The following is a 25,488-nucleotide window of genomic DNA, read 5'->3' on the forward strand; positions in this document are numbered from 1 at the left end:
GAACCGCTTCATGCCGATGAAAACGTTTCCCATCCGATGAGTGTCGGAATCCGTGACGTGGCCCGTGTGGCGGGTGTCTCGACGGCGACGGTGTCGCGTGCGCTCGGGCGCGGGCCGGTGAGCGATGCCGTGCGCGAGCAGGTCGAGGCGGCGGTTCGTGCCACCGGCTACCGGCCGAACCTCTCGGCCCGGCGCCTGCGCTCGAAGGCGGCGCAGACCATCGGCCTGATCGTCGCCGACATCCGAAACCCGTTCTTCACGGCGGTCAGCCGGGCGGTGGAGGATGCGGCCTACGCCGCCGGGATGCGGGTGATCCTGTGCAACACCGACGAGGATCCGGCCCGCGAGGCGATGTACCTCCGTCTGATGGAGGAGGAGCGCGTCACCGGCGTGATCTTCGCCCCCACACGCATCACGGCGGAGGCGCTGAAGGCGGACAGCCTGTCCTTCCCCACGGTGTTCATCGATCGCTCGGGACTGCCCGGCGCCCATGACAGCGTGGTGCTCGACAACGCGGCCGCTGCCGCGTCCCTAGTCGATCACCTCGTGGCGCAGGGTTTCCGGCACATCGGCGGCCTGTTCGGCTCCACCAGCTCGACCGCGCGGGAGCGTCAGGCCGGCTACGAGACCACCATGGCCCGCTACGACCTCGCGCCGCTTGCCCGCACCGTGGCGCCGAACGCGGCGGCCGCGGAAACGGAGGCAGCGCGCTGGCTGTCCCAGTCCGACCGGCCCGAGGCGCTGGTCCTCTCCAACGGCCTGATGCTGATGGGAGCGGTGCGCGCGGCCCGGACCCTCGGGCTCGCCGTGCCGAAGGATCTCGCGCTCGCGGGCTTCGACAACGAGCCCTGGACCGATCTGGTCGAACCCGGCCTGACCGTGATCGAGCAGCCGGTGGCCGAGATCGGCGCCCAGGCGATGCGCCTCCTGTTCGAGCGGATCGAGCATCCGGGCCAGCCGGTGCGCAAGGTGACGCTGAGCGGGCGGGCGGTGTTGCGAGGCTCGACGCGGCGGGGGTGAGGGGCGCTGACGCCCCTCAATGCGCGCCGGCGGGCGAATGCGCCTGCGCGGCCGCGACCCGGTCCGAGGCCTCCGAATGCACGGCGGGCTTGCGGCGCGAGAAGGTGAGGATCAGCACCGGCAGCACGAGCAGGATCAGCAGGGGCGCCAGCGCCATGCCGCCCACCACCACCAGCGCCAGGGGCTTCTGCACCTGCGAGCCGACGCCGGTGGAGAAGGCCGCGGGCAGCAGGCCGACGCCGGCCACGACGCAGGTCATCACCACGGGGCGCATCTGCGTGTAGCAGGTGCGCAGCATCGCCGGCACGCGCTGCACGCCCGCGGCGAGGAGGTCGTTGTAGAACGACAGCACGATGATGCCGTCCATCACCGCGATGCCGAGCAGCGCGATGAAGCCGATCGCCGCCGAGACGCTGAACGAGGTGCCGGTGAGCGACAGCGCCAGGATGCCGCCGGCCATCGCCATCGGGATCACGCTGAGCGCCAACAGGGAATCGGTCACCGAGGAGAAGTTCATGAACAGCAGGATCGCGATGATGCCGATCGCGATCGGCACGGTCACGGAGAGGCGGGCGATCGCGCCCTTCATGTTGTTGAACTCGCCCACCAACTCCAGCCGATACCCTTGGGGCAGCTTGACCTCGTTGGCGACGCGGGCGCGCGCCTCCTCGATGGTGCTGCCGAGGTCGCGCCCGCGCACGGAGAACTTCACCGGCAGGTAGCGCTCCTGCGCCTCGCGGTAGATGTAGGCGGGGCCGGAGACGAGTTCGACCCGCGCCACCGCGCTCAGGGGGAACTGCACCGGTGCGCCGTTGGCCGGGCTCTGGCCGGCGATGCGCAGGTTGGCGATCGCCTCGATGCTCTGGCGGAACTGCGGCGCGAGCCGCACCATGATCGGATAGTGCCGCTCGGAGCCCGGATCGTAGAGATCGCCGGCCGAGTCGCCGCCGATGGCGGTGCGCACCGTGGTGTTGATGTCGCCGGGCGTCAGGCCGTAGCGGGCGGCGCGCACCCGGTCCACGTCGATCTCGATGGTCGGCTGGCCGAGCGATTGGAACACCGCCAGATCCTCGACGCCGCGGACCGTGGAGAGCACCTTCATCACGCTTTTCGCGCTGTCGGTGAGCTTCTGCAGGTCGTTGCCGAAGATCTTGAACGAGTTCTCGCCCTTGATGCCGGAGACCGCCTCGGCGACGTTGTCCTGAAGGTACTGCGACAGGTTGAAATCGACGCCGGGGAAGGCGGCCTGGAGCTTGTGCAGCATCTCCTCGGTGAGCGCCTCCTTGTCCACGCCGGGGCGCCACTGTTCGAGCGGCTTCATCGGCGCGAAGAACTCGGCGTTGAAGAACCCGGCCGCGTCGGTGCCGTCGTCCGGGCGCCCGTGCTGCGAGACCACGCGCTCGACCTCGGGCAGCGAGGCGATGATCTTGCGCATCTCGTTGACGTAGCCGTTGCTCTCTCGGAGCGAGATCGTCGCCGGCATGGTGGCGCGGACCCAGAGGTTGCCCTCCTCCAACTTCGGCAGGAATTCCGAGCCGAGATTGCGCGCCGCCAGCCCCACGCCGACGGCGATCAGCGCGACGCAGGCCACCGTCACGAGCCGGGCGCCGAGCGCCGCGCGCACCGCCGGGCGGTACATCCGGTCGAGGGCACGCACGAGGATCGTCTCCTTCTCCTCGATATGGGCGGGGAGAAGGTAGGCGGCGAGCGCGGGGGTGACCGTGAAGGTGGCGATGAGGCCGCCGAGGAGCGCGTAGGCATAGGTCGTCGCCATCGGCCCGAAGATGTGGCCCTCGACGCCGGTCAGTGTGAACAGCGGCAGGAAGCCGGTCACGATGATCGCCGCGGCAAAGAAGATCGAGCGGCTGACATCGCCGGCCGCGAGCGCGATGCGGCCCGATTTCGCGTCGAGCCCCGGTGGCGGATAGCCGGGGATGCCGTGGCCGGAGAGCCGCCGGAAGATCGCCTCGACCATGATGACGGTGCCGTCGACGATGAGGCCGAAATCGAGCGCGCCGACCGAGAGCAGATTGGCGGATTCATCGCGCGCCACGAGGATGACGACGGCGAAGAACAGGGCGAAGGGGATCGTCGCCACGACGATGAGCGCCGAGCGCAGGTTGCCGAGGAACAGCCACTGGATCGCGAGGATCAGCAGGATGCCGACCACCATGTTGTGCAGCACGGTGTGGGTGGTCACCGCGATCAGGTCGGCGCGGTCGTAGATGCGCTCGATCTTCACGCCCGGCGGCAGGATGCCGGCGGCTTCGATCTTGGCGACCTCCGCCTTCACCGCCTCGATCGAGGGCGTCGACTTCTCGCCGCGGCGCATCAGGACGATGCCCTGAACGATGTCATCCTCGTCGTTCATCCCGGCGATGCCGAGCCGCGGCTGGTGGCCGATGGTGACGGTGGCCACATCCTTGACCAGCACCGGCGCGCCGCCGACTTGGGTCAGCACCGTGCCGTTGATGTCGTCGATGTCACGGATCAGGCCGACCGCACGCACCACCGCCGACTGACCGCCGATGGCGACGCGGTTGCCGCCGACATTGAGGTTGCTGTCGTTGAGGGTCTTGACCACGTTGGCAAGCGACAGGCCGTAGGCCATCAGCCGGTCGAGATCGACCGAAAGTTCGATGGTCTTGGTCTTGCCGCCCCAGCCGATGGCGTCGATCACGCCGGGCACCGCGCGGAAGCGCTTCTTCAGCACCCATTCCTGGAGCGTGCGCAGGTCGAGCACGCTGTAGCCGGCCGGCGCCGTGAGCTTGTAGCGGAAGATCTCGCCGATCGGGCTGATCGGCGAGATGGTGGGCTTGGCGCCCGCCGGCAGCGGATCGAGCTGCTGCAGGCGGTTCAGCACCTGCTGCTCGGCCTGGAGGTAGTCGAACTCGAAGCCGAACTGCAGCTTCACGTCGGACAGGCCGTAGAGCGAGATCGTCCGCACCTGCTTCAGGTTCGGCATGCCCGAGGTGATCCGCTCGATCGGGATCGTGACGTAGCGCTCGATCTCCTCGGCCGAGAGGCCGTCGGTCTGGGTCACGACATCGACCATCGGCGGGGTCGGGTCGGGATAGGCCTCGATGTTGAGGTTCTGGAAGGCGGCCAAGCCGCCGACCACGAACAGCACGAAGGCGAGGATGACGAGGGGCCGCTGCCGGAGCGCGAGCGCGACGATGCCGTTCATGGTGTCGGTTCCAGCCTCGCGCCGTCACGGCGCGGCCGGGGACGGCCCCGGCTCGGAATGCTTGTGTTCGCGGAGAAACGGGGGGCCGGGCTTCCTCAGCCGGGCTGGTCGGTCATGCCGTCGATGAACAGGGCGCCCTTCGAGATCACCCGCTCGCCGAGCGACAGCCCTTCCGTGACCTCGATGTCGTTGCCATCGAGGAAGCCGGTCTTCACCGCGCGGCTCTCGACGGTGTTGCCGGCGCCGAGCACCCAGACCCGCGCCTTGTCGCCCTCGAAGATCACCGCTTGGCGCGGCACGGCGCGGGAGACGGTCTCGCGCTCGTTGATGATGTGGACGCTGGCATACATCTCGGGCTTCAGGAGCCCCTTCGGGTTGTCGACCTCGGCGCGCACGACGATGCGGCGGGTGGCGGGATCGACCGAGGCGCCGATGTAGTTGATCCGGCTCTCGAAGGTCTGGTTCGGGTAGGCGAGGGTCCGGAAGCGGATGCGCTCGCCGAGATCGACTTTGGCCGCGTCGGTCTCGCGCAACTGCGCGACGATCCAGACCCGGCCGAGATCGCCGATGAGGTAGGAGGGGTCGGAGCCGCCGGTGTTGATGTACTGGCCCGGGCCGATCTTGCGCTGGATCACGGTGCCGGAGAGCGGCGCGTTGATCGTCGTCTCGGGGTTGATCGCACCCTTGGTCTGGAGCGCCCGCATGTCGTCGTCGGCGAGCCCGAGGATGCGCAAGCGGTTGCGCACCGCCTCTAGGCCGACCTCCGCCGTCTTGGCGTCGTTCTGCGCGGTGGCGAGGTCGTTCTGCGCCGTCTGCAACTCCCTCAGCGTGGTGACGCGGGAATCGTAGAGGTCGTGCAGGCGCTTCTCGTTATTGGTGGCGTAGGAGAGCTGCGAGCGCGACTTGTTGAGCACGTTCAGCGCCGCGAGGAAGTCGTTCTGCGCCTGAACCATCTCGTTGGCCTGGAGCGAGAACAGCTTGTCACCCTGCTTCACCTGCTCGCCGGAGCGAGCGAAGATGGTGATGACCCGGCCGGCATAGGGCGAGAAGACGGGCGTCGCCCGGTACTCGTCGACGCTGATCTTCCCTTCGGTGGCGATGTCCTCGTAGAACAGCCGTTGCTCGACCGGAACGGTGGTGACGGTGGCGAGCTGGCTCTCGGTGAGCACGAAGCGCCCCGGTGCGGCGGTCGTCACGGCGGCCGGCGTCGGCACCGCGGCATCGACCTCCTTCGGTCGTCCGTACCAGAGGGCGGCAGCCGCGCCCGCCCCTAGCACGCAGGCAACGAGGAGTTGCGTGCGCAGCCGCATCCTGTGCGGCGTCAGGTTGTCCTCGTGCGCCCCGCCCATCGTCGTCCCGTCCCGCTTCGACCCAGCGCCTCGATGTCACGACGGGCGCGCCGCGCGCCGGTTGATTCGGCTTTCGCTTGCGCGCAACCGAAGCTCCCGAATTACGCCGTTACCGTGGCGGCTTGACGGGGGTATGACGGGACCGGTTTCTCACAAATGAAGCAAGGGCGCCGATTCGACGCGCGGACGGGATTTTCCTCGGTTGTTGCTCGTGCGGCGGCTCCGCCTCGCGATGACAGCGAGGCGGGATGACCCGTCATACCAAATCCGGTTGATCCCTTCGGGATAGCGGATTGGGGCCTCGCTCAAGCGCCGCGCAGGCTTGCTGATACGGTTGCCGCTCTGATCAAGCGGCAACCGTATCAGTCGTCCATCTTCAGCGCGGCGATGAAGGCCTCCTGCGGGATCTCCACGCGCCCGAACTGGCGCATGCGCTTCTTGCCTTCCTTCTGCTTGTCCAGAAGCTTGCGCTTGCGTGAGATGTCGCCGCCGTAGCACTTGGCGGTCACGTCCTTGGACAAGGCGCGGATGGTCTCGCGAGCGATGATCTTGCCGCCGATCGCCGCCTGGACCGGGATCTGGAACAGGTGGCGCGGGATCAGGTCCTTCAGCTTCTCGCACATCGCCCGGCCGCGCGACTCGGCGCGGGTGCGGTGGACGAGCATCGAGAGGGCATCGACCGGCTCGGCGTTGACGAGGATCGACATCTTCACGAGGTCGCCCTCGCGGTAATCCGAGACGTGGTAGTCGAACGAGGCGTAGCCCTTCGAGATCGACTTCAGGCGGTCGTAGAAATCGAACACCACCTCGTTGAGCGGCAGGTCGTAGACGACCATGGCGCGTTTTCCCACGTAGTTCAGGTCGATCTGCACGCCGCGCCGGTCCTGGCACAGCTTCAGCACGCCGCCGAGATACTCGTCGGGGGTGAGGATGGTGGCGCGGATCCACGGCTCCTCGACGGTCTCGATCTTCATCGGATCGGGCATGTCGGCCGGGTTGTGCAGCTCCTTGTGCTCGCCGTCGCGCATCAACAGGCGGTAGACGACCGAGGGTGCGGTCGAGATCAGGTCGAGGTTGAACTCGCGTTCCAGGCGCTCCTGGATGATCTCGAGGTGCAGCAGCCCGAGGAAGCCGCAGCGGAAGCCGAAGCCGAGCGCGGCGGACGTCTCCATCTCGTAGGAGAAGCTGGCGTCGTTCAGGCGCAGCTTGCCCATGGCACCGCGGAGCGACTCGAAGTCGGCGGCGTCCACGGGGAACAGGCCGCAGAACACGACCGCCTGAACCTCCTTGAAGCCCGCGAGCATCTGCGTGGTCTGGCGCTTGTCCTCGGTGATGGTGTCGCCGACGCGGGTGTCGGCCACCTCCTTGATCGAGCCGGTGAAGAAGCCGACCTCGCCGGGGCCGAGTTCGCCGATATCGGCCATCTTCGGGCGGAACACGCCGATGCGATCGACGCCGTAGGCGGCGTCCGCGCCCATCATGCGGATGGTCATGCCCTTCTTGAGCACGCCGTCGACGATGCGCACGAGCACGACGACGCCGAGATAGACGTCGTACCAGCTATCGACCAGCAGCGCCTTCAGCGGCGCCTCGCGGTCGCCCTTCGGTGCCGGCAGGCGCTTGACGATGGCTTCCAGCACCGCCTCGATGTTGAGGCCGGTCTTGGCCGAGATCGGCACGGCCTCGGAGGCGTCGAGGCCGATCACCTCCTCGATCTGCTCCTTGACCCGATCCGGCTCGGCGGCGGGCAGATCGACCTTGTTGAGGACGGGCACGATCTCGTGGTTGGCGTCGAGCGCCTGGTAGACGTTGGCGAGCGTCTGCGCCTCGACGCCTTGGGATGCATCGACCACCAGCAGCGAGCCCTCGCAGGCGGCGAGCGAGCGCGACACCTCGTAGGCGAAATCGACGTGGCCGGGCGTGTCCATCAGGTTGAGGATGTAATCCTTGCCGTCCTCCGCGCGGTATTCCAGCCGCACGGTCTGGGCCTTGATGGTGATGCCGCGCTCCTTCTCGATGTCCATCGAGTCGAGCATCTGCTCGCTCATGTCGCGCAAAGCCACGGTGCCGGTGGTCTGGATCAGCCGGTCGGCGAGCGTCGACTTGCCGTGGTCGATATGCGCGACGATGGAGAAGTTGCGGATGTTGTCGAAGGTGCGGGTGGTCATCGGGGTCTCCGGCACGGCGGTCCCGTCGCGGGGCGGACGCGGCGCACGGCAGGTTTGTCGGGAATGTCAGGGCCGGAGATAGCAGCGGCGGGCACGCACGCCAAGGCGGGGGGCGTGCCGCGCGCTGACCGTTCTGCGCGCCGCGTGCCGGCCGGACGGGTTCAGGCCTGCCCCTCGGGGTCGGCCGCGGCGCCGGCCCGCGCGGCGGCGGCCATCGCCACGAGGCTCTTGCGCAGGGCGCCCATGTCGCGCACCGGCTCGGGGTAGGGCACCCGCGCCGTGCGCTCGCCGGCCATCAGGTCGAGCCCCTCCGGGTCGAGCCCTGTGAGGCGCCAGCCGCTGCCGGTCTCGCCCGTGCCCGCGGCATAGAGGGCGAGCGCGTCGGCGTGATCCGCGTTCATGTGCTCGACGGCGCCGCGCTCGCCCGCGACGACGGCCTCGGCGCCGGCCATGTCCAGGAGCAGCTCCTGCGGCGTCAGGGTTGCCGCCTTGGCAAAGCCGCCGTTCAGGTGGCCGGCGGTCGGCGCCAGGGTGAAAAAGCCGAAATCGGGGAAGTCGGCGTAGAGCTTCGCCTTCGGGTGACGCGCCAGGAAGCGCTCTCGGACCCGCGGCTCGTCCGTGCGCGCGGCGCGCCCCGTCACCGTCAGGCGCGGATGGGCCAGCGGATCGCCCTTGCCGCCGACCGAGAACAGCAGCGAGGCGCGCGGGTCGTGATCGAGGTTGCGCGTGTGCGCCGAGAGCCGCGAGAGCAGCATCAGCGGCGTGCCGTCGCTGTCGGTGGCGAGGGTGACGAGGGAGGCGAAGGGCGTGCCGTCGGCCGCATCGATCGTGGCGAGCGCGCCCGATCGCACGCTGCGTAGAAGATGCCGGGCGAGCCCGATCGCGTCGAACGGGGCTTCCGAAGCGGGCAGCGGTTCGGCCGGCCGGCGGCGTTCCCCTGCGGGCGGCATCGCGTCGTTGGCCATGAAAGCACTCCTCCCCGGATTTCCAGAGGGGAGCATAGCCCGGCGCAAGCGCTCCGCACGAGGGGCGAGACCGGGGCTGGGCGCGGCGCGTTGTCCGCCCTCTTTCCCCATCCGGATGCCCTTATCCGAGCCGTCCGATATGGCCAAGCTTAGACTGCCGCTCGCTTTTTTCGATCGATGGTCGTAAAGGACGAGACCCTCCGCACGGCTGGCGGCTCCCGATTTGCGGGTGCTGAGCCTGGCCGTTGCGGGCCCCGCCAAGGACGCGCCAGGGGCGGCGCGCGCGCCGTCAAGTCAGGGAAACTGCATGCCCACGATCGCCCTCGTCGACGACGACCGCAACATCCTGACCTCCGTCTCGATCGCGCTGGAGACCGAGGGCTACCGCATTCAGACCTACACCGACGGCGCCTCGGCGCTGGACGGTCTGCGTCACTCCCCGCCCGATCTCGCCATCTTCGACATCAAGATGCCGCGCATGGACGGAATGGAGCTTCTCAGACGCCTGCGGCAGAAATCGGACCTTCCCGTGATCTTTCTCACCTCGAAGGACGAGGAGATCGACGAGCTGTTCGGGCTCAAGATGGGCGCGGACGACTTCATCCATAAGCCGTTCTCGCAGCGTCTGCTGGTCGAGCGGGTCAAGGCGGTGCTGCGCCGCTTCGCCCCGAAGGACGCGACACCGGGTGCCGCCGCCCGCGAGGCGGATGCGGCCGCCCGCTCGCTCGAGCGCGGCCAGCTGATGATGGACCCCGAGCGCCATACCTGCACCTGGAAGGGCGAGCCGGTGACGCTCACCGTCACCGAGTTCCTGATCCTCCAGGCACTGGCCCAGCGCCCCGGCGTCGTGAAGAGCCGCAACGCCCTGATGGATGCGGCCTACGACGATCAGGTCTATGTCGACGACCGCACCATCGACAGCCACATCAAGCGGCTGCGCAAGAAGTTCAAGGTGACGGACCAGAGCTTCGACATGATCGAGACGCTCTACGGCGTCGGCTACCGGTTCAAGGAGGGTTGAGGCGATTTTCCCGCGGTCCCGTCCGTCGATGCTCGCCCCCCTGTCCCGCCAGCCCGATTCCGATGAGGGCCACGCCCGCCGCGGCGTCCTCGCGCGGCTCGTCGGCTCCCTCACCCGCCCGCCGCTGACTTGGCCGCGCGACCTCTGGAACGCGGTCGGCCAGCGCGCCTCGTCGAGCCTGACGCGCCGCATCGTGGTGCTCAACCTCGTCGGGCTGATCGTCCTCCTGTTCGGCTTCCTCTACCTGAACCAGTTCCGCCAGGGGCTGATCCAGGCGCGCGTGCAGAGCCTGCTGATCCAGGGCGACATCATCGCCGGCGCCATCGCCGCCCAGGCCTCCGTCGACACCGACACGATCCGCGTCGATCCCGACAAGCTCCTGCAGCAGCAGGCCGGCGAGGGCCGCGACCTCGACGACGATCCCGCTTCGCTCGCCTTCTCGCTCAACCCCGAGAAGGTCGCGCCGCTGCTGCGCCGCCTCGTCACCCCGACGGGCAACCGCGCCCGGGTCTACGACAGCGAGGGGAGCCTGCTGTTCGACACTCGCACCCTCTACGCCCGCGGCGACATCGCCCGCAGCGACACCGTGGTGAAGCCGCCCAAGCCCAATGTGCTGGAGCGGATCTGGGACTTCGTCGGCACCCGCATCCTCGGCCTCGTCGTCAGCGAGCGTTCGGCCCAGGAGGAGGCGGGCCCGCAGGACGGGCGCGCCTTCCGAGAGGTCCAGGCGGCGCTCAAGGGCTCGCGCGGCACGATCTCCCGGCGCAATGAGCGCGGTGAGACCATCGTCTCGGTGGCGGTGCCGATCCAGCGGGCGGGCTCGGTGCGCGGCGTGCTGATGGTCTCCACGCAAGGCGGCGACATCGACCGGGTGATCGCCTCCGAGCGCTTCGGCCTACTGCAGGTGTTCCTCGTCGCGGCCGCCGTGATGCTGGTGCTGTCGATCCTGCTCGCGGGCGCCATCGCCGGTCCGGTGCGGCGCCTCGCCGACGCCGCCGAGCGGGTCCGCCGGGGCATCAAGTCGCGCCAGGAGATTCCCGATTTCACCGGCCGCACCGACGAGATCGGCCATCTTTCGGGTGCCCTGCGCGACATGACCCAGGCGCTCTACCGGCGGCTCGACGCCATCGAGAGCTTCGCGGCCGATGTCAGCCACGAGCTGAAGAATCCGCTGACCTCGCTCCGGAGCGCGGTCGAGACCCTGCCGCTGGCCAAGACCGATGAATCCCGCAGCCGGCTCCTGCAGATCATCCAGCACGACGTGAAGCGCCTCGACCGGCTGATCTCCGACATTTCGGACGCCTCCCGCCTCGACGCGGAACTCGCCCGCGCGGAGGCGCGCAGGGTCGATCTCGGCAAGCTCCTGACCACCGTGACCTCGGTGGCGAACGAGCGTCGCCGCGCCAAGGCGGCGGTGATCCAGTTCGACATCGAGCGCCCTGCGGCCGAGATTGAGGACCCGTTCCGCATCATCGGCCACGACAGCCGCCTCGGACAGGTCGTCAACAACCTGCTCGACAACGCCCGCTCGTTCTCGCCGCCCGGCGCCAAGGTGCGTGTAGCGCTGCGCCGCCTCAAGACCGAGGTCGAGTTCGTGGTCGAGGACGAGGGGCCGGGCATTCCCGAGCACGCCCTGGAACGGATCTTCGAGCGCTTCTATACCGACCGGCCGGAACAGGGCTTCGGCCAGAATTCGGGGCTCGGGCTGTCGATCTCGCGGCAGATCATCCAGGCGCATCATGGCTCGATCCGCGCCGAGAACCGTCCTGGCCCGGCCGACGAGGAGGGGTACCCGACGGTGCGCGGCGCCCGCTTCACCGTCCGCCTGCCCGTGGCCCCTCGGGCCGACCGCTATGGCGACGACGACCTCGCCGCATGAGCGGGGAGGTCGTGCCGGACGGCGAGCCGCCACGGGAAACGGTCCACGCGAGCTGCGTGCTCCTCGACGAGGCCGGCGTGCTGATCCGGGGACCGTCCGGGTCAGGAAAGTCCGCGCTCTGTCTCGCGCTTCTCGACCGCTTCTTCCTAGAAGGGCGCCATGCCCGCCTCGTCGGCGACGACCGCATCCGATTGGCGGCGCATCACAGCCGCCTCGTCGCCCGGCCCCACCCGGCGCTCGCCGGCCTGATCGAGATCCGCGGCCTCGGCCTCCGCCGTCTGGCGACGCATGCACCGGCCGCGGTTCTCCGCCTCGTGGTGGATCTGGTGGCGGAGGCGCAGCGCCTGCCCGACGCTTCCGACACCGCCGAACTCCTTGGCGTCGCAGTCCCGCGCCTCACCCTTGAACCGCGCCATCCGCGCGAGTACCTGATTCGTGAGGCGCTGAGAGCCGGCGTGGCAATGCGGACGCACCCCGCCGCTCTCGTGCCCGGTGGTGGCCGCGATGTGTAGCGCGGTTGCCGCGCCCGTGTCATGGTAAGCTCGTTGTGTCGCGCAAAACGACGCGAGCCGCTTGCGCTTCACCTTGCGCTGCACAAGATGGCGTCTCCGCTCACAGGGCGTTGGAACACGCTTCGATGATTGGAATGGTGCTCGTTACTCACGGGCTGTTGGCGACCGAGTTCAAGGCCGCCCTGGAGCATGTCGTCGGCCCTCAAAAGCAGGTCGAGACGATTACGATCGGCCCGGAGGACGACATGGAGCTGCGACGCGGCGACATCATGTCCGCCGTCGGTCGGGTCAACTCCGGTCAGGGCGTCGTGGTGCTCACCGACATGTTCGGCGGCACGCCGTCGAACCTTGCCCTGTCATGTATGAACGGCGGCCAGGTCGAGGTGGTCGCCGGAATCAATCTGCCGATGCTGATCAAGCTCGCCAGTGTGCGCGAGGCCGAGAGCCTGGGCGACGCCGTGCTTCATGCGCAGGAGGCGGGCCGCAAGTACATCAACGTCGCCTCGCGGGTTCTTGCGGGCAAGTAATTTGCGGGCAAGTCGCCCGGTCTCATCCCCGCACGGCCTTTTCTTCGCCCCGCTCCCGGCTTAACCACGTCGTCCCGCATCCGGAACGGCGCGCCTCGACGCGCCGCCGGTCCAGCACTGAAGCGGCGGGGGAGGGAGTGCCAGGGGCGATGGGAGAGAGCGTGGACGGCGAGATCGAGCCGCAGCCGGAGGTGCCCGAGGGCGGCCTCGTCCGGATCTTGCCGATCATCAACCGCCGCGGCCTGCATGCCCGCGCCTCGGCCAAGTTCGTGCAGACGGTGGAGCGCTTCTCTGCCGCCGTGACGGTGACCCGTGGCGGCGAGACCGTCGGCGGGCGCTCCATCATGGGCCTGCTGACGTTAGGGGCGGCCAAAGGCACCTCCATCGCCGTGGTCGCCGTCGGTGACGACGGGCAAGCCGCCCTCGACGCGATCGCGGCGCTGCTCGCCGACAAGTTCGGAGAGGACGAGTAGTCCTCGCCCGCCCTGTCTCGCGCGGCAAGGCGATCCTGGGCGCGACGGCGCCGGTCCTGCCCGCGAGCGATGGCGTCGCTCATCGCCTTGTACGGTTTCGAGCCAGACCAGCAGCGCGCATCGTCGCAGGTCGTGAAGCCCTTCGTCAATCTGTCCCGATCCACTGAGACGCGGCGCGTAAGATTAGAGCATCGTCCCGAAAGGTGGCTTCCGGCTTTCGGAAAAAGATGATGCAAAAACGAAAGGCCAAAGCATCGTCCTGGATCCGATATCCAGGACGATGCTTTAGAGCTGACACCCATGTAGAGCGTCCCATCGCGGCACTGTCCATGATGTCGACGACAGGTCGCCGCATCGATCGCGCCTCGGGCCATACCGTTCCCGGGCACAATTCACGCGCACCGCGCTGCCTGAAAGAGGCTGTCGCGGTGTCACACATGGATCCGGGACCCTTTGGCGGCCTGCGGCACTTTTATTCCCCAAGCTCTCCATTTCCTGAAGGGTTCGTTCATCGGGCGTTCCTAGACGAACGGCGATGGTGTGGCTGGAAGCCTGGCCGTTGGACTCGTCCCAGAGTCCTTGTACGCCACCGACGTCGGACAATGCCCTTGAAGATCGCCGTCATCGCCCATCTCAAGTTCCCGATCGGACAGCCCTATCTGGGTGGCCTCGAGATGCACACGCATCACTTGGCCGGCGCGCTGCGCGCCAGGGGCCACCGTGTCACGCTCTTCGCTTCGGAAGGCTCCGATCCGGCGCTGGTGCCCAGCCCCGTCTGCCCGCCGACCGGCGACGCCCTGGGCGATCCCGTGGCCTGCGAGCGGATCGAGCGCGCCGAACTCGCGGCCTACGAGCGGATCATGGAGGCGATCGCCCGCGGCGGCTTCGACATCGTGCACAACAACAGCCTGCACGACCTGCCGCTGCGGGCGAGCCACACGCTCCCCGTGCCGATGACCACGGCGCTGCACACGCCGCCCTTCGAATCTCTGGCCGAGGGTGTGCGGGCGGCCAAGCCCGGCATGATCTTCGCGGCCGTCTCGCCGTCGCTGGCGCAGGAATGGCAGCCGCTCGTGCCGGACGCCCGCGTCATCGGCAACGGCATCGACCTCTCGACCTTCGCCTTCAGCCCCGAAGCCGACCCGGCAGGATATGTGTTCTGGAGCGGGCGGATCGTGCCGGAGAAGGGCACGCATCTGGCCATCGATGCGGCACGCCGCGCCGGGATCCCCCTGCGCTTTGCCGGCCCGCAGCCGAACCCGCGCTACTGGAACGAGTGGATCGCGCCGCGTCTCGGAGCGGATGCGGCCTATGTCGGCCATCTCTCCCACCGGGAACTGGCGCGCCAGCTCGGCGGCGCGCGGGCGGCCATCGTCTCGCCGCGATGGGAGGAGCCGTTCGGTCTCGTTGTCGCCGAGGCGCTGGCTTGCGGCACCCCGGTTGCCGCCTTTGCCCGCGGCGCGATCCCCGACATCGTCGATCGCCTCTCCGGCGCGCTCGCGCCCGCCGACGACGTGGCGGCCCTCGCCCGCGCGATCCAACGCGCCGTCGGCCTCGACCGCCGCGCCTGCCGCCGCCGGGCCGAGACGCTCTACGACGCCCAGGTGATGACCGACGGCTACGAGGAGCTCTTCCGCGAGGTGCTGGCGGGTGCTCCCGCCAACCGCGCCCGCGCCGTCCTGTTCGAACGTCCGGCGGCCTGACACGATGCCCGCGCCCTCCGGCCCGGCCGTCGTCTGCATTCCGGCCCGTAACGAGGCCGAGCGTCTGCCGCGTCTGCTGCGGACACTCGCCGCGCAGGAGGGGTTCTCGACGGGCGCCCCCCTGAAGGTCGTGATCGTCAGCAACAACTGCACCGACGGCACGGTCGAGGCGGTGCGCGCCCTCGAAGATTCGGGGTCGCTCGACACCCTGGCGCTGCGGTTAATCGAGGCGACCTACGCCCCGTCCGAGGCCCATGTCGGCACCGCCCGCCGCCGCGCGCTCGATGCGGGCGCCGACTGGCTGGAGAGCGAGGGTGCGCCGGACGGCGTGCTGCTCACCACCGATGCCGACGCGCGGCTCGCGCCCGGCTGGGTCGCGGCGAACCTACGCGCCTTGGAGAACGCCGAGATCGTCGGCGGCCGGCTGGTGATCGACGACGAGGGCGCCGCGGACTCCGCGCTCAGCGCCTTCCACGCCCAGGTCGAGCGCTACTGGTCGGGCGTGCGCGCACTGGAAGACGCCCTCGATCCGCCGTCCCACGATCCGGCGCCGCGCCACGGCGACCATACCGGCGGAAGCCTCGCGCTCCGGGCCTCGCTCTACCGCGCCGTCGGCGGCCTGCCCGCGCTGCCCCGCGGCGAGGACAACGCCCTCGTCACCGCCGTCCAGCGGGCCGGCGGGCGCCTGCGCCACTGCCCCGACGTATCGGTGCTCGTCTCCGCCCGCACCGCCGGGCGCGCCGAGGGCGGCATGGCGACCGAGATGCTGCGCCGTGCCCGCGTCGTGCGCGAAAGCGAGGCCTACCGGTTGCCGGTGGCCGCCCACTGGCAGCGGATCATCCTGCGCCGGGCCGCTTTGCGCCGCGCCTATCGCGAGGGCGCCGCGCCGGCCGCCCTTCACGCGCTCGGGCTCGACGCGGACGACCTCGCCGCCATCGACGTCGCGGCCTGCCCCAACGATATCGCCTTCGTAGAGCGGGCCCATGCCCGCCTGGACGCGCGGGACGGCCCCGCGCCGGAATGCGGCCTCGACGAGGCGCTGGCGGCGCTCGCCGATCTCGCGGCAGGCGCGCAGCACGACAGAGCGGCCTGAGGCCGGCTATCGAAACGCTCCCCGCTTCGCGCCGCACTTTTCTCGGAGCCCGCATGACGCGTCCGGTCGGCTACTACGTCCACCATCAGGGCGCCGGGCATCTCCAGCGGGCGATCGCGCTCGCACGCGCGCTCGACGCGTTCGGGCGGCCCTGCACGCTGATGGGCAGCTTTGCCGGCCTCGACGTCTCGGGCGCGCCGGGCCCCATCCTCGACCTGCCCGACGACCGCCTCGACCGGAGTTTCGACGGGCAGGACGGCGCGGGGCAGCGACCCGAATGCTTCCACTACGTGCCGCTGAACCATCCCGGCATCCGCGCGCGGATGGGACGGATCGCCGCCTGGGCGGCGGAGAACGACCCGGCGCTGATCGTTGTTGATGTCTCGGCCGAGGTGGCTCTACTGGCCCGTCTCCTTTCGGTGCCGAGCCTCGTCGTGCGCCTGTCCGGCACCCGCACGGACCGGCCGCATCTGGAAGCGTTCCGCGCTGCCTCGCGCCTGCTCGCGCCCTTCCCCGAAGCGCTCGATGGCGGCGACGTGCCGGCCTGGGTGCGCGAGAAGACGCTCTACGGCGGCTTCCTCGGGGGAATGCCCGCGATGCCGGTGCCCGAGGAGGATGGGCGCATCGTCGTGGTGTTCGGGCGCGGCGGCGAGGGTGGGCGGATGGATGTACTCGCTCAGGCCGCCGACGCCGTGCCGGATAGAGCTTGGCACGTGCTCGGCCCGGTGACCGGCACGGGCGCGGTTCCGAAAAACCTGCACCTGCACGGCTGGGTCACGGATGTGCACCCGCACCTCGCCTCCGCCGCCCTCGTGGTCGGGGGCGCGGGCGACGGGCTCGTCACCGCGGTGGCAGGTCTCGGCAAGCGCTTCCTATGCCTGCCCGAGCCCCGCGCCTACGGCGAGCAGGAGGCCAAGGCGGCGGCGCTGGAGCGGCTCGGCGCGGCCGTCGTCCATCGCGGCTGGCCGGACACCGCCGCCTGGGCCGGCCTCGTCGCTCGCGGCCTCGCCCTCGATCCGGGCATCGTTCGGCGCCTTGCCGCGCCCGATGCGCTCGCACGCACGGCCACCGCGATCGAGGCCCTATGCCGGAACGCGGGCTGACCGGCGTCCCGCATCGGCCCCGACGGCCGGCGCCCGTTCGAGCCGAGCCGGTCGGCGCTGGGGCGTGACCCTTCAAACCTTAGAGCATCGTCCCGAAAGGTGGCCGCCGGCTTTCGGGACGATGCTTTAGGATGCAGCCACGAAGGGGATCGACGGGATCCGCGCCCCCAAAAGACCGCTTAGAACGGCCGCTCCGGCGGCACGCGCGCGGCGGCGATCTCCTCCGGGCTCGGGCCGCGCAGGAGGGTGATGTCGGGCTCGCGGCTCGCGCCGATCAGGCCGAGCCGGGCGAAGGCGTCGAGCCAGCCGTCCATCGGCCAGAGCCCGTGCCGGGCGCGGAAGCGGCGGGCGTTGCGGACGATGTCGGCGAAATGCTGGAGCGGCGGGTCGCAGGAGAGGTGGTGTTGGTGGAAGGCCGGGGGGGCGCCCGCCAGCAGCACCGGCACGCCGATCTCAGCCGCGCGGAAGGCGAGATCGGTATCCTCGGCGCCGTAGCCGTCATAGCCCTCGTCGAACCCGCCGAGGCGGTCGTAGGTCGAGGCGCGCACGGCGAAGGCGAGCGACCAGAACAGGCCGGGATTCTTCGTCTCCGCCACGCCGCTGGCCGGGAAGGTCCGGGCCGGGTGGAGGAGGCCGGCCTGCAGGAGGTCGGCTTCCCGCCAACCGTCCTGCACCGCACCCGCGGGCAGGTAGCGGATCGGCCCGCAGACGAGGCCGTCATGGGCGCGTGCGGCCGCAGCTAGCGCCGGAACGAGGCCGGCGGAGGGGATGCAATCGACATCCAGGAAGACGAGGATGTCGCCGGAGGCCGCCGCCCGGCCTGCATTGCGCGCGGCGGCGAGCGGCAGGCCGGCACTCGGGAAATTAACTTGCCGCAGCGGGAACGGCGTCGCCGGCAGCGGCTCGGGGGCGGGGGCCATCTGGACGACGACGCATTCGGCGGGAGCAGGCCCGCGGGCGAGCCCCTCGATCAGTCGGGCAAGATGGGCGTCGCGCCCCTTGTTGAGCGTGACGACGCTGATGGTGCTCACGGGGATTCCGGTCCGGGCCAAGCTTTACGGGCGTACCCGTCCTGCCAGCCTCAACCTGAAACCCGGATGAAGAGGATCAGCGCAGCGCGATGTACCACTCGTGCGGGCCGCAGAGCCGGTCGATCATCGCCGGCTGCAACTGGAAGCCGGACGGATCGTCCGCGATCAGCCCGGAGACCTGCGAGGCGTGCGCCTCCACCGCCCGCCGCTTGGCCGCGCGCTCGTCCTCCACTGCGAGGCGGTAGCCGTCGGGCGCCGGCCCGACCTCGCGCTCCGGCGGCAGAGTCCAACCCCAGACCGGGTAGGCATAGGCCGTGATACCGGGAAGACGGGCCTGGGCGAGGCCGACGATGGCGGCCGAGGCGGTATGGTCGCAATGGGGATCGTGCCGCCACGTCACGAACAGGGCGCTCGCCCCGGCGTCTCGGGCGATGTCGGCGATCCGGTCCGCCGCCGCCTCGGCGCCCGCGCCCTCGCTCGGCACGCCGCCATCGGGCAGGCGCAGGAAGCGGACATGCTCGGCCGCCAGCCCGAGTTCGGCCATCGCCGCCACGGTCTCGGTCTCGCGAAGATCCCGCAGGCGGTCGTGCGGATAGGCCTTGGAGTTCGGGTGCGAGCCGCAGCCGTTGCTGACGATGACGACGCGGACAGGGCGGCCCTCTCGCACGGCCTGCGCGATCAGCCCGCCGCAGCCGAGGCTCTCGTCATCGGGGTGGGGCGCGACCACGACGAGGCCGCCCCCATCCGGCACCAGGGTGGCAAGCGGGGCGACGGGCAGGGCCTTCACGGCCTCGAGGAAGGCGTCGGCACGCATGGGAAGCCTCCTAGAACATCGTCCCGAAAGGTGGTCATCGCTTTCGGAAAAAGACGAGGATGAAAACAAGACACTGAAGCATCGTCCTGGATCCGATATACGGGACCATGCTTCAGTCCGCTCGCGCGGAGAGGTAGCGCGCAAATCCTTTGGTGCGCAGATCGCAGGCCGGGCAGGTGCCGCAGCCGTAGCCCCATTCGTGGCGCGCCCCGCGCTCGCCGAGATAGCAGGTATGGCTCTCCTCGACGACGAGCTCCACGAGCGCCCGCCCGCCCAGAGCCTCAGCCAGCGCCCAGGTCTGCGCCTTGTCGATCCACATCAGGGGCGTGTGCAGCACGAAGCGGCGCTCCATGCCGAGGTTGAGCGCGACCTGCAGCGCCTTGATCGTGTCGTCGCGGCAATCGGGATAGCCCGAGTAATCGGTCTCGCACATGCCGCCGACGATGTGGCGCAGGCCCCGGCGGTAGGCGAGCGCGGCGGCGAAGGTGAGGAAGGCGAGGTTGCGGCCGGGCACGAAGGTGTTGGGCAGACCGTCTTTTGCCAGCGCGATCGCGCTGTCGCGGGTCAGCGCCGTGTCGGAGATCTCGCCGAGTGCGGCCAGCGCCAGCGTGTGATCCGGCCCGAGCCGGCCTCCCCAGGTCGGATCGAGGGCGGTCAGGCCCTGCCGCAGGGCCTCGCGCCGATCGAGTTCGACCCGGTGACGCTGGCCGTAATCGAAGCCGAGCGTCTCCACATGGGGGAAGCGGTCGAGCGCCCAGGCGAGGCAGGTCGCCGAATCCTGGCCGCCGGAGAACAGCACCAGCGCACCGGCCTCACCGCCCGCCACGGCGTCCTCCGGCACCGTCACTCGCCCTCGTACTCGGCCCAGGAATAAGGCGTCTCGAAGATCCGCACGCTGGAAAGCCCCGGAATCGCCGGCTTGGCCCGCTGCCAGATCCAGGCCGCGATATGCTCGGCGGTGGGGTTCTCCAGCCCCTCGATCTCGTTGAGGCAATGGTGGTCGAGCCGCTCCAGGAGCGGGGCGAAGGCGCTCTCGATATCGTAGAAATCGACCACCCAACCGCTCGTCGGATCGACCGCGCCCGCCACCGTCAGCTCCACGCGGTAGGAATGCCCGTGCATGCGGTGGCAGCGGTGGGTCTCGGGCACGTTCGGCAGGCGGTGGGCCGCCTCGAAGGTGAAGGCCTGGGTGATCTTCATCGCGGGATCTTCACGAGGTCCGGAACGGTCCCGCCGCGGAGGGCGCAGCGGGTTGACGGTGGCCGGCGGGCACACCGAGATCGTGGATATGTCACCACATCGGCCGAAATGCACCCTCTATCCGGAGGCCGCGGCCTGTCCCGGGTCATCGCAGAGCGAGCGCCGCAAGATCCAGAAGGCTATGCAGCGGGAAACCGTCCGATGCTCTTCCCACCGGAACGAAGCCAGGCCGATCACGGCCGGAGAGCCGAAACGGGACCAGACGGACGGCCCGACTCAGCCTTTACGGATCGGCCGCAGCGGGCCGTTGAAGGGGCCCGGCTTCATGCCGTGTTCGCGGGCGCGCTCCGCGATCAGGGCTTGTCCGCCGAGCAGGGAGGCGATCGGCGCGGATTGCATCTCGACGCTGTTGAGGGCGTGCCCGATCTGCCGCCCCTCCCACCACAGCTCGGCGAAGAGAACGGCGAGGAGCCCGAGCAGCCCCCAGGTCATGAGATCCCAGCCGAGGATGTAGACGCCGTAGGGCGGCGACAGCGCGGTCCCAAGATACGACAGGCCGATCGCCGCCGCGAAGCCGAGAACGAGGATCAGGGGCAGGCGGATCATCAGGCGCCGGTAGTGGCGCAGGGCGCGGTTGAGTTCCTCGACGGAGGAGTGATCGAGCCTGAGCGCCAGGGAGTCGGGCGTCGTGGAATCAGGCAGCATCGAGCGTCCTTCTGCCGTATGGGAGCCGGCCGGAGCCGGCCGCGCTTGCGTGCGAAGGTGGTCGAGGCGGATGGGAGATGCAACCGCCGGCCGCATCGGTTCGGTCGGCCCACGCATCTCCTCCGACGACCGGAAGCCGCCTTCGGGACGGTGCCGTCACGGAATTCCGATGATCTTATGCGTCTGAAGGGAGAGCCGCCAGCGGGCGTTCGCCCGGCAATAGGCCACCGCCGCCGCGGTGTGGGCGGCGGCCTCCGGCCCATCCATCGGCTGCAGGAAGTGATGCCGAAAGGGCAGATCCGAAAAGCACTCCGGCGCGGCCTCGGCCTCTGCCTGCGGGAAGACGAGCTTCAACTCGTCGCCCGAGGTCTGGACCAGCGGGTTGCCGGCCTTGGGGCTCACGCAGATCCAGTCGATGCCGGCCGGCGCGGGAAGCGTCCCGTTGGTCTCCACCGCGACCTCGAAGCCGCGGGCATGGACGGCGGCGATTAAGGCCTCGTCGAGTTGCAGCAGCGGCTCGCCGCCGGTGAACACGACGTAGCGGTTGGCTCCGCCCCCGGCCCAGGTCGCGGCGATGGCGTCGGCCAGGATCTCGGCCGAGGCGAAGCGCCCGCCACCCTCTCCGTCCATCCCGACGAAATCGGTGTCGCAGAAGCGGCAGGCGGCGCCTGCCCGGTCCTCCTCGCGGCCGGACCAGAGATTGCAGCCGGAAAACCGGCAGAACACCGCCGCGCGCCCGGCCTGGGCGCCCTCACCCTGAAGTGTGTGGAAGAGTTCCTTGACCGCGTAGGACATCGTCGCGCTTTTCTGCCAGGACTTGCCCTTACCCCTGTGAGGTGCGGAAGACCAAGCGGTGCAGGATTTCGCGGAACGCAACCCTGATCGGAAGCGTATCCGTGGGCAAACGCCCCGCTCTGCCATGCTCTCGCCACGGAGGGCACGTTGATGAACGGGTCTCCTCGATCCGACCCTGTCCGGGTGCGTCCCTCGCGAACGCCCGGAGCCGGCAACGGAATTCCTGCTCCCCGGCGTCCCGCGCCCTCCCACCCTTTCGAGATTGGCCCGATGGTGAACCGTGTTTGGGGACGGCTGATCGGCTCGCTCGCCGCCCTCGGCCTGATGGCGGGGGCGGCCTCGGCGGTGACGGCACCGATCCTCGTCGTCGATGCCGAGTCCGGCAAGGTGATCTACAGCCAGGGCGCGACCGACCCCTGGTATCCGGCCTCGATCACCAAGCTGATGACCACCTACGTCGCCCTCGACATGGTGCGCCAAGGCAAGGTCTCGCTCGACACGCTGCTGACGGTCTCGCCGGCGGCGGCCGCCGAGCCGCCCTCGAAGATGGGCTTCAAGCCGGGCACGCAGATCACCCTCGACAACGCCCTCAAGATCATCATGGTCAAGTCGGCCAACGACGTGTCCTGGGTCATCGGCGAGGGGCTCGGCGGCTCCGTCGAGGGGTTCGCCGACATGATGAACGAGACCGCGCACCGGATCGGCATGCGCGAGAGCCGCTGGTACAACCCCAACGGCCTGCCCGAGCCGCGGCAATGGACCAGCGCCCGCGACATGGCGATCCTGGCCCGCGCGCTGATGCGCGACTTCCCCAACCAGCAGGCCCTGTTCTCGATCTCGGCGATCCAGTTCGGCAAGTCGGTCATGGCCAACCATAACGGCCTGCTCGGGCGCTACCCCGGGGCCGACGGCATGAAGACCGGCTTCATCTGCTCGGGCGGCTTCAACGTGGTGGCGACCGCGACCCGCGGGGGCCGGCGCATCATCACCGTGGTGATGGGCCAGCCGAGCGCGCGCGAGCGCGACATCAAGGCCGCCGACCTGTTCGATTACGGCTTCGGCCAGTCGGCGGGCTGGACCGCGCCGACCCTCGAATCGCTGCCGCCCTCCAACGTCGCCACCCCGCCGGACATGCGGCCCTACATCTGCGACAAGCGCAAGCCGATGCCGGTGGACGAAGGCCCCGGCGCCCTGACCGCGAGCGGTCCCGGCGCCAACAGCGCCGCCACGCAGCTCCTCGGCTCGGCGACCCCGGACGCCACCAACCTCGCCTTCGCCGCGCTCAGCAGCGCCAACGTCCGCGGGCGCACCCTGCCGCCGCGGGCGCCGCTTCAGCCGATCCCGGTCTGGATCGGCAGCAGCCCCACGGAAGGCGCGATGGCTTTGGCCCGCGAGGAACAGGAGGCGCAGGCTTCCAAGCAGGCGGCTCGCCAAGCCGCGCAGGAGGCCGCCCAGCGCAAGCGTGCGGAAGCCAAGGCCACCAAGGACGCGGCCCGAGAGGCCGCCAAGCAGGCCGCCTCGGAGAAGGCCGCCAAGGCCCGCGCCGCCGCCGTGACCGCGCCCAAGCCGGCCACGAAGATCGCCGGCCCCAAGAACGTACCGGCCACGACCAGTGCCTATACGGCGGTGGAGCCCGCTTCGAAGGCAGCCGCGAAGCCGGCGCACAAGCCGGCCGCCAAGAAGCCCGAGGCGGCCAAGCCTGAAGCAGCCAAGCCCGCCGCCAAGAAGGCGGACAAGAAGCCCGCCAAGGCGAAGAACGACGAGTCGTAAGGGGTTTTCGAAAGCCCCCGGCATCGTCATATCGTCACCGAGACGCGCTGCGGTGACGGCTGATCCCCTCGCCCCTGCCGGGGAGAGGGGGAGATCCCGAGCGGCTCGGACTTCGAAAGCCGCTTCACGATGCTCCAGACCGAACAACCCGGCCGCCCCGCGCCGATCCCGCTCACCGTGCTCACGGGTTTCCTCGGCGCGGGCAAGACCACGCTGCTGAACCGTCTCCTCGGTGATCCGGCGCTCGCCGACACGGTGGTGATCGTCAACGAGTTCGGCGAGATCGGGCTCGATCACCTGCTGATCGAGACCGTTGACGAAGGGATGATTCTGCTCGGCGCCGGCTGCCTGTGCTGCACCGTGCGCGGCGACCTGATCTCGACGCTCGAAGACCTCCTGCGCCGCCGCGACAACGGCCGCATCAACCCGTTCCGCCGGGTGGTGATCGAGACCACTGGCCTCGCCGACCCGGCGCCGATCCTCCACGCGCTGATCTACCACCCCTATCTCGCGATCCGCTTCCAATTGCAGGGCGTGGTGACCGTGATCGATGCGGTCAACGGCGCCGGCACCCTCGACGCGCACGGCGAGGCGCTGCGGCAGGCGGCGGTCGCCGACCATCTCGTGGTGACCAAGGCGGACCTACCCGGCGCCGCGGCGGAGGCACTGACCCGCCGGCTCGCTTCCCTCAATCCGGGCGCCCGGATCCACGGGCCCGACGTGCCGGCCGAGCGCCTGCTCGGCGGCCTGTTCGGCCTCGAAGGCAAGGGGGACGACGTGCGCGCGTGGCTCGGCGCGGAAGACCGCGCGCACGGCCATCACCACGATCATGGCCATCACCATCACGACGTGAACCGGCACGACGCGGCGATCCGCGCCTTTCACCTCACCAGCGACGAGCCGGTGCCGCGCCCGGCCTTCGAGATGTTCCTGGATCTCATGCGTTCGGCGCACGGGCCGAAGCTCCTGCGCCTCAAGGGCCTCGTGGCGCTCGCCGACGATCCCGGGCGGCCGGTCGTGGTGCACGGGGTGCAGCACGTCGTCCACGCGCCGGTGACGCTGCCGGCCTGGCCCGATGCGGATCGCCGCTCGCGGCTCGTGCTGATCGTGCGCGACCTCGACCCGGCCTTCGTCCGCCGGATCTGGGACGCCTTCCTCGGCAAGCCCGCCCTGGACACGCCGGACCGGGCCGCGCTCACCGACAATCCGCTGGCGATCCCGGGGGGATAGGCGGCGACGTCCCTCGTCCCGGCGAAGTGTCCGCCGTTCACGCGGACGGCTCGTCGGGACGCGACAGCTTTTTCCGGCTCATCTTGCCGTCCGGATTGCTTAGGCCGAAGCCGCGCCACGTCGCGTGAGGCCGCGCGGCACCCTCATGGCTCGCTCGGAGACGGTTTCGGCGCCGTTTTGTCGCGGAGCGATCAGTCGAGGTGGTCGCCGTAGCGCTGCACGTGATCGGCAAGGCCGAGGCCGTGGTCGCGCACGAGGCGCTCGGCGCGCTCCGCGTCGCGGGCTTCCAGCGCCTCGATGATCCGCACGTGCTCCTCGATCGACTTCGAGGCGCGGTCACCCTGGCGGAGCGCCGTGTTGCGGATGCCGCGCACGTGCATGAGTAGATTGCTGGTCAGATCCGTGATCACCGCGCTGTGGCCGAGGGCGATGATTTTCTGATGGAAGCGGATGTTGGCTTCCGAGTACTCGTCGAGATGCTCGTAGGGCTGCCCGTCGAAGAACTCGGGGAAGGAGCGGCGCAGGCAGGCCAGATCCTCGTCCGAGGCCGCGGTGCAGGCGAGCCGTGCCGCCATGCTCTCTAGCGCCGCCCAGGCCTGGATCATGCCGACGATCTCGCGCTTCGTTTTCTTGACGACGAACACGCCGCGCCGGGGCTCGTTACGCACGAAGCCTTCCTGCTCCAGCACCGTCAGCGCCTCGCGGATCGGCGTGCGGCTCACGCCCAGCGTCTGCGACAGGCCGCGCTCATCGAGTCGCACATCCCCGGTCTGGCCGTAGATGTCCATGTTGGTGATGGCGGATTTCAGCGCCTCGTAGGCCAGCGTTCGCAGGCTCGTCGCCGGAACGATCGGCTTGATCGAGAGATTTTCCATCACTTCGGATCGACCTTGATGCCGATGGGGTTGCGGGTCCGGAGTGGAAACATCGAGCCGCGGGAGCA

22 protein-coding genes are annotated in these 25,488 nt (G+C 69.7%); 11 read left to right on the forward strand and 11 right to left on the reverse strand.

Going from position 1 to position 25,488, the window contains the following annotated elements:
* Window positions 1–36: 36 nt before the first annotated feature.
* Complete coding sequence (locus J2W78_RS22635; protein ID WP_253373818.1) at window positions 37–1,020, forward strand: LacI family DNA-binding transcriptional regulator; 984 nt, start codon at window positions 37–39, stop codon at window positions 1,018–1,020.
* 16 nt (window positions 1,021–1,036) lie between these two features.
* Here the strand turns inward: J2W78_RS22635 and J2W78_RS22640 are convergent, their stop codons facing one another.
* The 4 genes from J2W78_RS22640 to J2W78_RS22655 form a co-directional block, all read right to left on the reverse strand.
* Entirely contained in the window at window positions 1,037–4,207 is a 3,171-nt protein-coding gene (locus J2W78_RS22640) for an efflux RND transporter permease subunit (protein ID WP_253373819.1), read from the reverse strand.
* Between the two features lie 95 nt (window positions 4,208–4,302).
* Window positions 4,303–5,556, reverse strand: a complete 1,254-nt coding sequence (locus J2W78_RS22645; RefSeq protein WP_253373820.1) for an efflux RND transporter periplasmic adaptor subunit — start codon at window positions 5,554–5,556, stop codon at window positions 4,303–4,305.
* Window positions 5,557–5,918: 362 nt separating this feature from the next.
* On the reverse strand, window positions 5,919–7,724 hold the full coding sequence (gene lepA / locus J2W78_RS22650) for a translation elongation factor 4 (protein WP_253373821.1): 1,806 nt from the start codon (window positions 7,722–7,724) through the stop codon (window positions 5,919–5,921).
* A gap of 161 nt (window positions 7,725–7,885) precedes the next feature.
* Complete coding sequence (locus tag J2W78_RS22655) at window positions 7,886–8,689, reverse strand: HugZ family protein (RefSeq protein WP_253373822.1); 804 nt, start codon at window positions 8,687–8,689, stop codon at window positions 7,886–7,888.
* A 307-nt stretch (window positions 8,690–8,996) separates the two neighbouring features.
* Between J2W78_RS22655 and J2W78_RS22660 the strand changes: the two genes are divergently transcribed.
* From J2W78_RS22660 to J2W78_RS22695, 8 genes are all read left to right on the forward strand, one after another.
* Window positions 8,997–9,710: a response regulator transcription factor gene (locus J2W78_RS22660; protein WP_003606011.1), complete on the forward strand. Its 714-nt coding sequence runs from the start codon at window positions 8,997–8,999 to the stop codon at window positions 9,708–9,710.
* Window positions 9,711–9,738: 28 nt separating this feature from the next.
* Window positions 9,739–11,589 (forward strand): stimulus-sensing domain-containing protein, encoded by a 1,851-nt coding sequence (locus J2W78_RS22665; protein WP_253373823.1) that lies wholly within the window; start codon window positions 9,739–9,741, stop codon window positions 11,587–11,589.
* A complete protein-coding gene (locus tag J2W78_RS22670) occupies window positions 11,586–12,101 on the forward strand; it encodes an HPr kinase/phosphorylase (protein ID WP_253373824.1) in 516 nt (171 codons plus the stop codon). Before J2W78_RS22665 ends, J2W78_RS22670 begins: the two co-directional genes overlap by 4 nt.
* Before the next feature lie 125 nt (window positions 12,102–12,226).
* Complete coding sequence (locus tag J2W78_RS22675) at window positions 12,227–12,628, forward strand: PTS sugar transporter subunit IIA (RefSeq protein ID WP_003606016.1); 402 nt, start codon at window positions 12,227–12,229, stop codon at window positions 12,626–12,628.
* 149 nt (window positions 12,629–12,777) lie between these two features.
* Complete coding sequence (locus J2W78_RS22680) at window positions 12,778–13,101, forward strand: HPr family phosphocarrier protein (RefSeq protein WP_253373825.1); 324 nt, start codon at window positions 12,778–12,780, stop codon at window positions 13,099–13,101.
* 608 nt (window positions 13,102–13,709) lie between these two features.
* Window positions 13,710–14,804 (forward strand): glycosyltransferase family 4 protein, encoded by a 1,095-nt coding sequence (locus J2W78_RS22685; protein WP_367399381.1) that lies wholly within the window; start codon window positions 13,710–13,712, stop codon window positions 14,802–14,804.
* A 4-nt stretch (window positions 14,805–14,808) separates the two neighbouring features.
* Window positions 14,809–15,897 (forward strand): glycosyltransferase, encoded by a 1,089-nt coding sequence (locus tag J2W78_RS22690; RefSeq protein WP_253373827.1) that lies wholly within the window; start codon window positions 14,809–14,811, stop codon window positions 15,895–15,897.
* Between the two features lie 53 nt (window positions 15,898–15,950).
* Window positions 15,951–17,000, forward strand: a complete 1,050-nt coding sequence (locus tag J2W78_RS22695; protein WP_253373828.1) for a glycosyltransferase — start codon at window positions 15,951–15,953, stop codon at window positions 16,998–17,000.
* 179 nt (window positions 17,001–17,179) lie between these two features.
* Here the strand turns inward: J2W78_RS22695 and J2W78_RS22700 are convergent, their stop codons facing one another.
* The 6 genes from J2W78_RS22700 to queE form a co-directional block, all read right to left on the reverse strand.
* Window positions 17,180–18,031: a glycosyltransferase family 2 protein gene (locus J2W78_RS22700; RefSeq protein ID WP_253373829.1), complete on the reverse strand. Its 852-nt coding sequence runs from the start codon at window positions 18,029–18,031 to the stop codon at window positions 17,180–17,182.
* Between the two features lie 76 nt (window positions 18,032–18,107).
* Window positions 18,108–18,845: a PIG-L deacetylase family protein gene (locus J2W78_RS22705; RefSeq protein ID WP_253373830.1), complete on the reverse strand. Its 738-nt coding sequence runs from the start codon at window positions 18,843–18,845 to the stop codon at window positions 18,108–18,110.
* A gap of 112 nt (window positions 18,846–18,957) precedes the next feature.
* Complete coding sequence (gene queC, locus J2W78_RS22710) at window positions 18,958–19,686, reverse strand: 7-cyano-7-deazaguanine synthase QueC (RefSeq protein ID WP_253373831.1); 729 nt, start codon at window positions 19,684–19,686, stop codon at window positions 18,958–18,960.
* A gap of 2 nt (window positions 19,687–19,688) precedes the next feature.
* Window positions 19,689–20,045 carry a 6-carboxytetrahydropterin synthase QueD gene (gene queD, locus J2W78_RS22715; protein WP_253373832.1) on the reverse strand — a complete coding sequence of 119 codons (357 nt, stop codon included), beginning with the start codon at window positions 20,043–20,045 and terminating at the stop codon, window positions 19,689–19,691.
* Between the two features lie 276 nt (window positions 20,046–20,321).
* Window positions 20,322–20,750, reverse strand: coding sequence for an ABC transporter ATP-binding protein (locus tag J2W78_RS22720; protein WP_253373833.1), 429 nt, complete (start codon window positions 20,748–20,750; stop codon window positions 20,322–20,324).
* A gap of 156 nt (window positions 20,751–20,906) precedes the next feature.
* Window positions 20,907–21,545 (reverse strand): 7-carboxy-7-deazaguanine synthase, encoded by a 639-nt coding sequence (gene queE / locus J2W78_RS22725; protein ID WP_253373834.1) that lies wholly within the window; start codon window positions 21,543–21,545, stop codon window positions 20,907–20,909.
* 270 nt (window positions 21,546–21,815) lie between these two features.
* Between queE and J2W78_RS22730 the strand changes: the two genes are divergently transcribed.
* Both J2W78_RS22730 and J2W78_RS22735 read left to right on the forward strand, forming a co-directional pair.
* Window positions 21,816–23,315 (forward strand): D-alanyl-D-alanine carboxypeptidase family protein, encoded by a 1,500-nt coding sequence (locus J2W78_RS22730; RefSeq protein WP_253373835.1) that lies wholly within the window; start codon window positions 21,816–21,818, stop codon window positions 23,313–23,315.
* 129 nt (window positions 23,316–23,444) lie between these two features.
* Entirely contained in the window at window positions 23,445–24,545 is a 1,101-nt protein-coding gene (locus J2W78_RS22735; protein ID WP_253373836.1) for a CobW family GTP-binding protein, read from the forward strand.
* A 191-nt stretch (window positions 24,546–24,736) separates the two neighbouring features.
* Here the strand turns inward: J2W78_RS22735 and J2W78_RS22740 are convergent, their stop codons facing one another.
* On the reverse strand, window positions 24,737–25,420 hold the full coding sequence (locus tag J2W78_RS22740; protein ID WP_060768881.1) for a GntR family transcriptional regulator: 684 nt from the start codon (window positions 25,418–25,420) through the stop codon (window positions 24,737–24,739).
* Window positions 25,421–25,488 lie beyond the last annotated feature (68 nt).

Source organism: Methylorubrum extorquens (assembly GCF_024169925.1).
In the GTDB taxonomy this organism is placed as follows: domain Bacteria; phylum Pseudomonadota; class Alphaproteobacteria; order Rhizobiales; family Beijerinckiaceae; genus Methylobacterium; species Methylobacterium extorquens_A.

Bases quoted from the DNA above. Each gene is read 5' to 3' on its own strand.
- J2W78_RS22635 (WP_253373818.1), top strand. From the start codon at position 37: ATGAGTGTCGGAATCCGTGACGTGGCCCGTGTGGCGGGTGTCTCGACG.
- J2W78_RS22640 (WP_253373819.1), bottom strand. From the start codon at position 4,207: ATGAACGGCATCGTCGCGCTCGCGCTCCGGCAGCGGCCCCTCGTCATC.
- J2W78_RS22645 (WP_253373820.1), bottom strand. From the start codon at position 5,556: ATGGGCGGGGCGCACGAGGACAACCTGACGCCGCACAGGATGCGGCTG.
- lepA (WP_253373821.1), bottom strand. From the start codon at position 7,724: ATGACCACCCGCACCTTCGACAACATCCGCAACTTCTCCATCGTCGCG.
- J2W78_RS22655 (WP_253373822.1), bottom strand. From the start codon at position 8,689: ATGGCCAACGACGCGATGCCGCCCGCAGGGGAACGCCGCCGGCCGGCC.
- J2W78_RS22660 (WP_003606011.1), top strand. From the start codon at position 8,997: ATGCCCACGATCGCCCTCGTCGACGACGACCGCAACATCCTGACCTCC.
- J2W78_RS22665 (WP_253373823.1), top strand. From the start codon at position 9,739: ATGCTCGCCCCCCTGTCCCGCCAGCCCGATTCCGATGAGGGCCACGCC.
- J2W78_RS22670 (WP_253373824.1), top strand. From the start codon at position 11,586: ATGAGCGGGGAGGTCGTGCCGGACGGCGAGCCGCCACGGGAAACGGTC.
- J2W78_RS22675 (WP_003606016.1), top strand. From the start codon at position 12,227: ATGATTGGAATGGTGCTCGTTACTCACGGGCTGTTGGCGACCGAGTTC.
- J2W78_RS22680 (WP_253373825.1), top strand. From the start codon at position 12,778: ATGGGAGAGAGCGTGGACGGCGAGATCGAGCCGCAGCCGGAGGTGCCC.
- J2W78_RS22690 (WP_253373827.1), top strand. From the start codon at position 14,809: ATGCCCGCGCCCTCCGGCCCGGCCGTCGTCTGCATTCCGGCCCGTAAC.
- J2W78_RS22695 (WP_253373828.1), top strand. From the start codon at position 15,951: ATGACGCGTCCGGTCGGCTACTACGTCCACCATCAGGGCGCCGGGCAT.
- J2W78_RS22705 (WP_253373830.1), bottom strand. From the start codon at position 18,845: ATGCGTGCCGACGCCTTCCTCGAGGCCGTGAAGGCCCTGCCCGTCGCC.
- queD (WP_253373832.1), bottom strand. From the start codon at position 20,045: ATGAAGATCACCCAGGCCTTCACCTTCGAGGCGGCCCACCGCCTGCCG.
- J2W78_RS22720 (WP_253373833.1), bottom strand. From the start codon at position 20,750: ATGCTGCCTGATTCCACGACGCCCGACTCCCTGGCGCTCAGGCTCGAT.
- queE (WP_253373834.1), bottom strand. From the start codon at position 21,545: ATGTCCTACGCGGTCAAGGAACTCTTCCACACACTTCAGGGTGAGGGC.
- J2W78_RS22730 (WP_253373835.1), top strand. From the start codon at position 21,816: ATGGTGAACCGTGTTTGGGGACGGCTGATCGGCTCGCTCGCCGCCCTC.
- J2W78_RS22735 (WP_253373836.1), top strand. From the start codon at position 23,445: ATGCTCCAGACCGAACAACCCGGCCGCCCCGCGCCGATCCCGCTCACC.
- J2W78_RS22740 (WP_060768881.1), bottom strand. From the start codon at position 25,420: ATGGAAAATCTCTCGATCAAGCCGATCGTTCCGGCGACGAGCCTGCGA.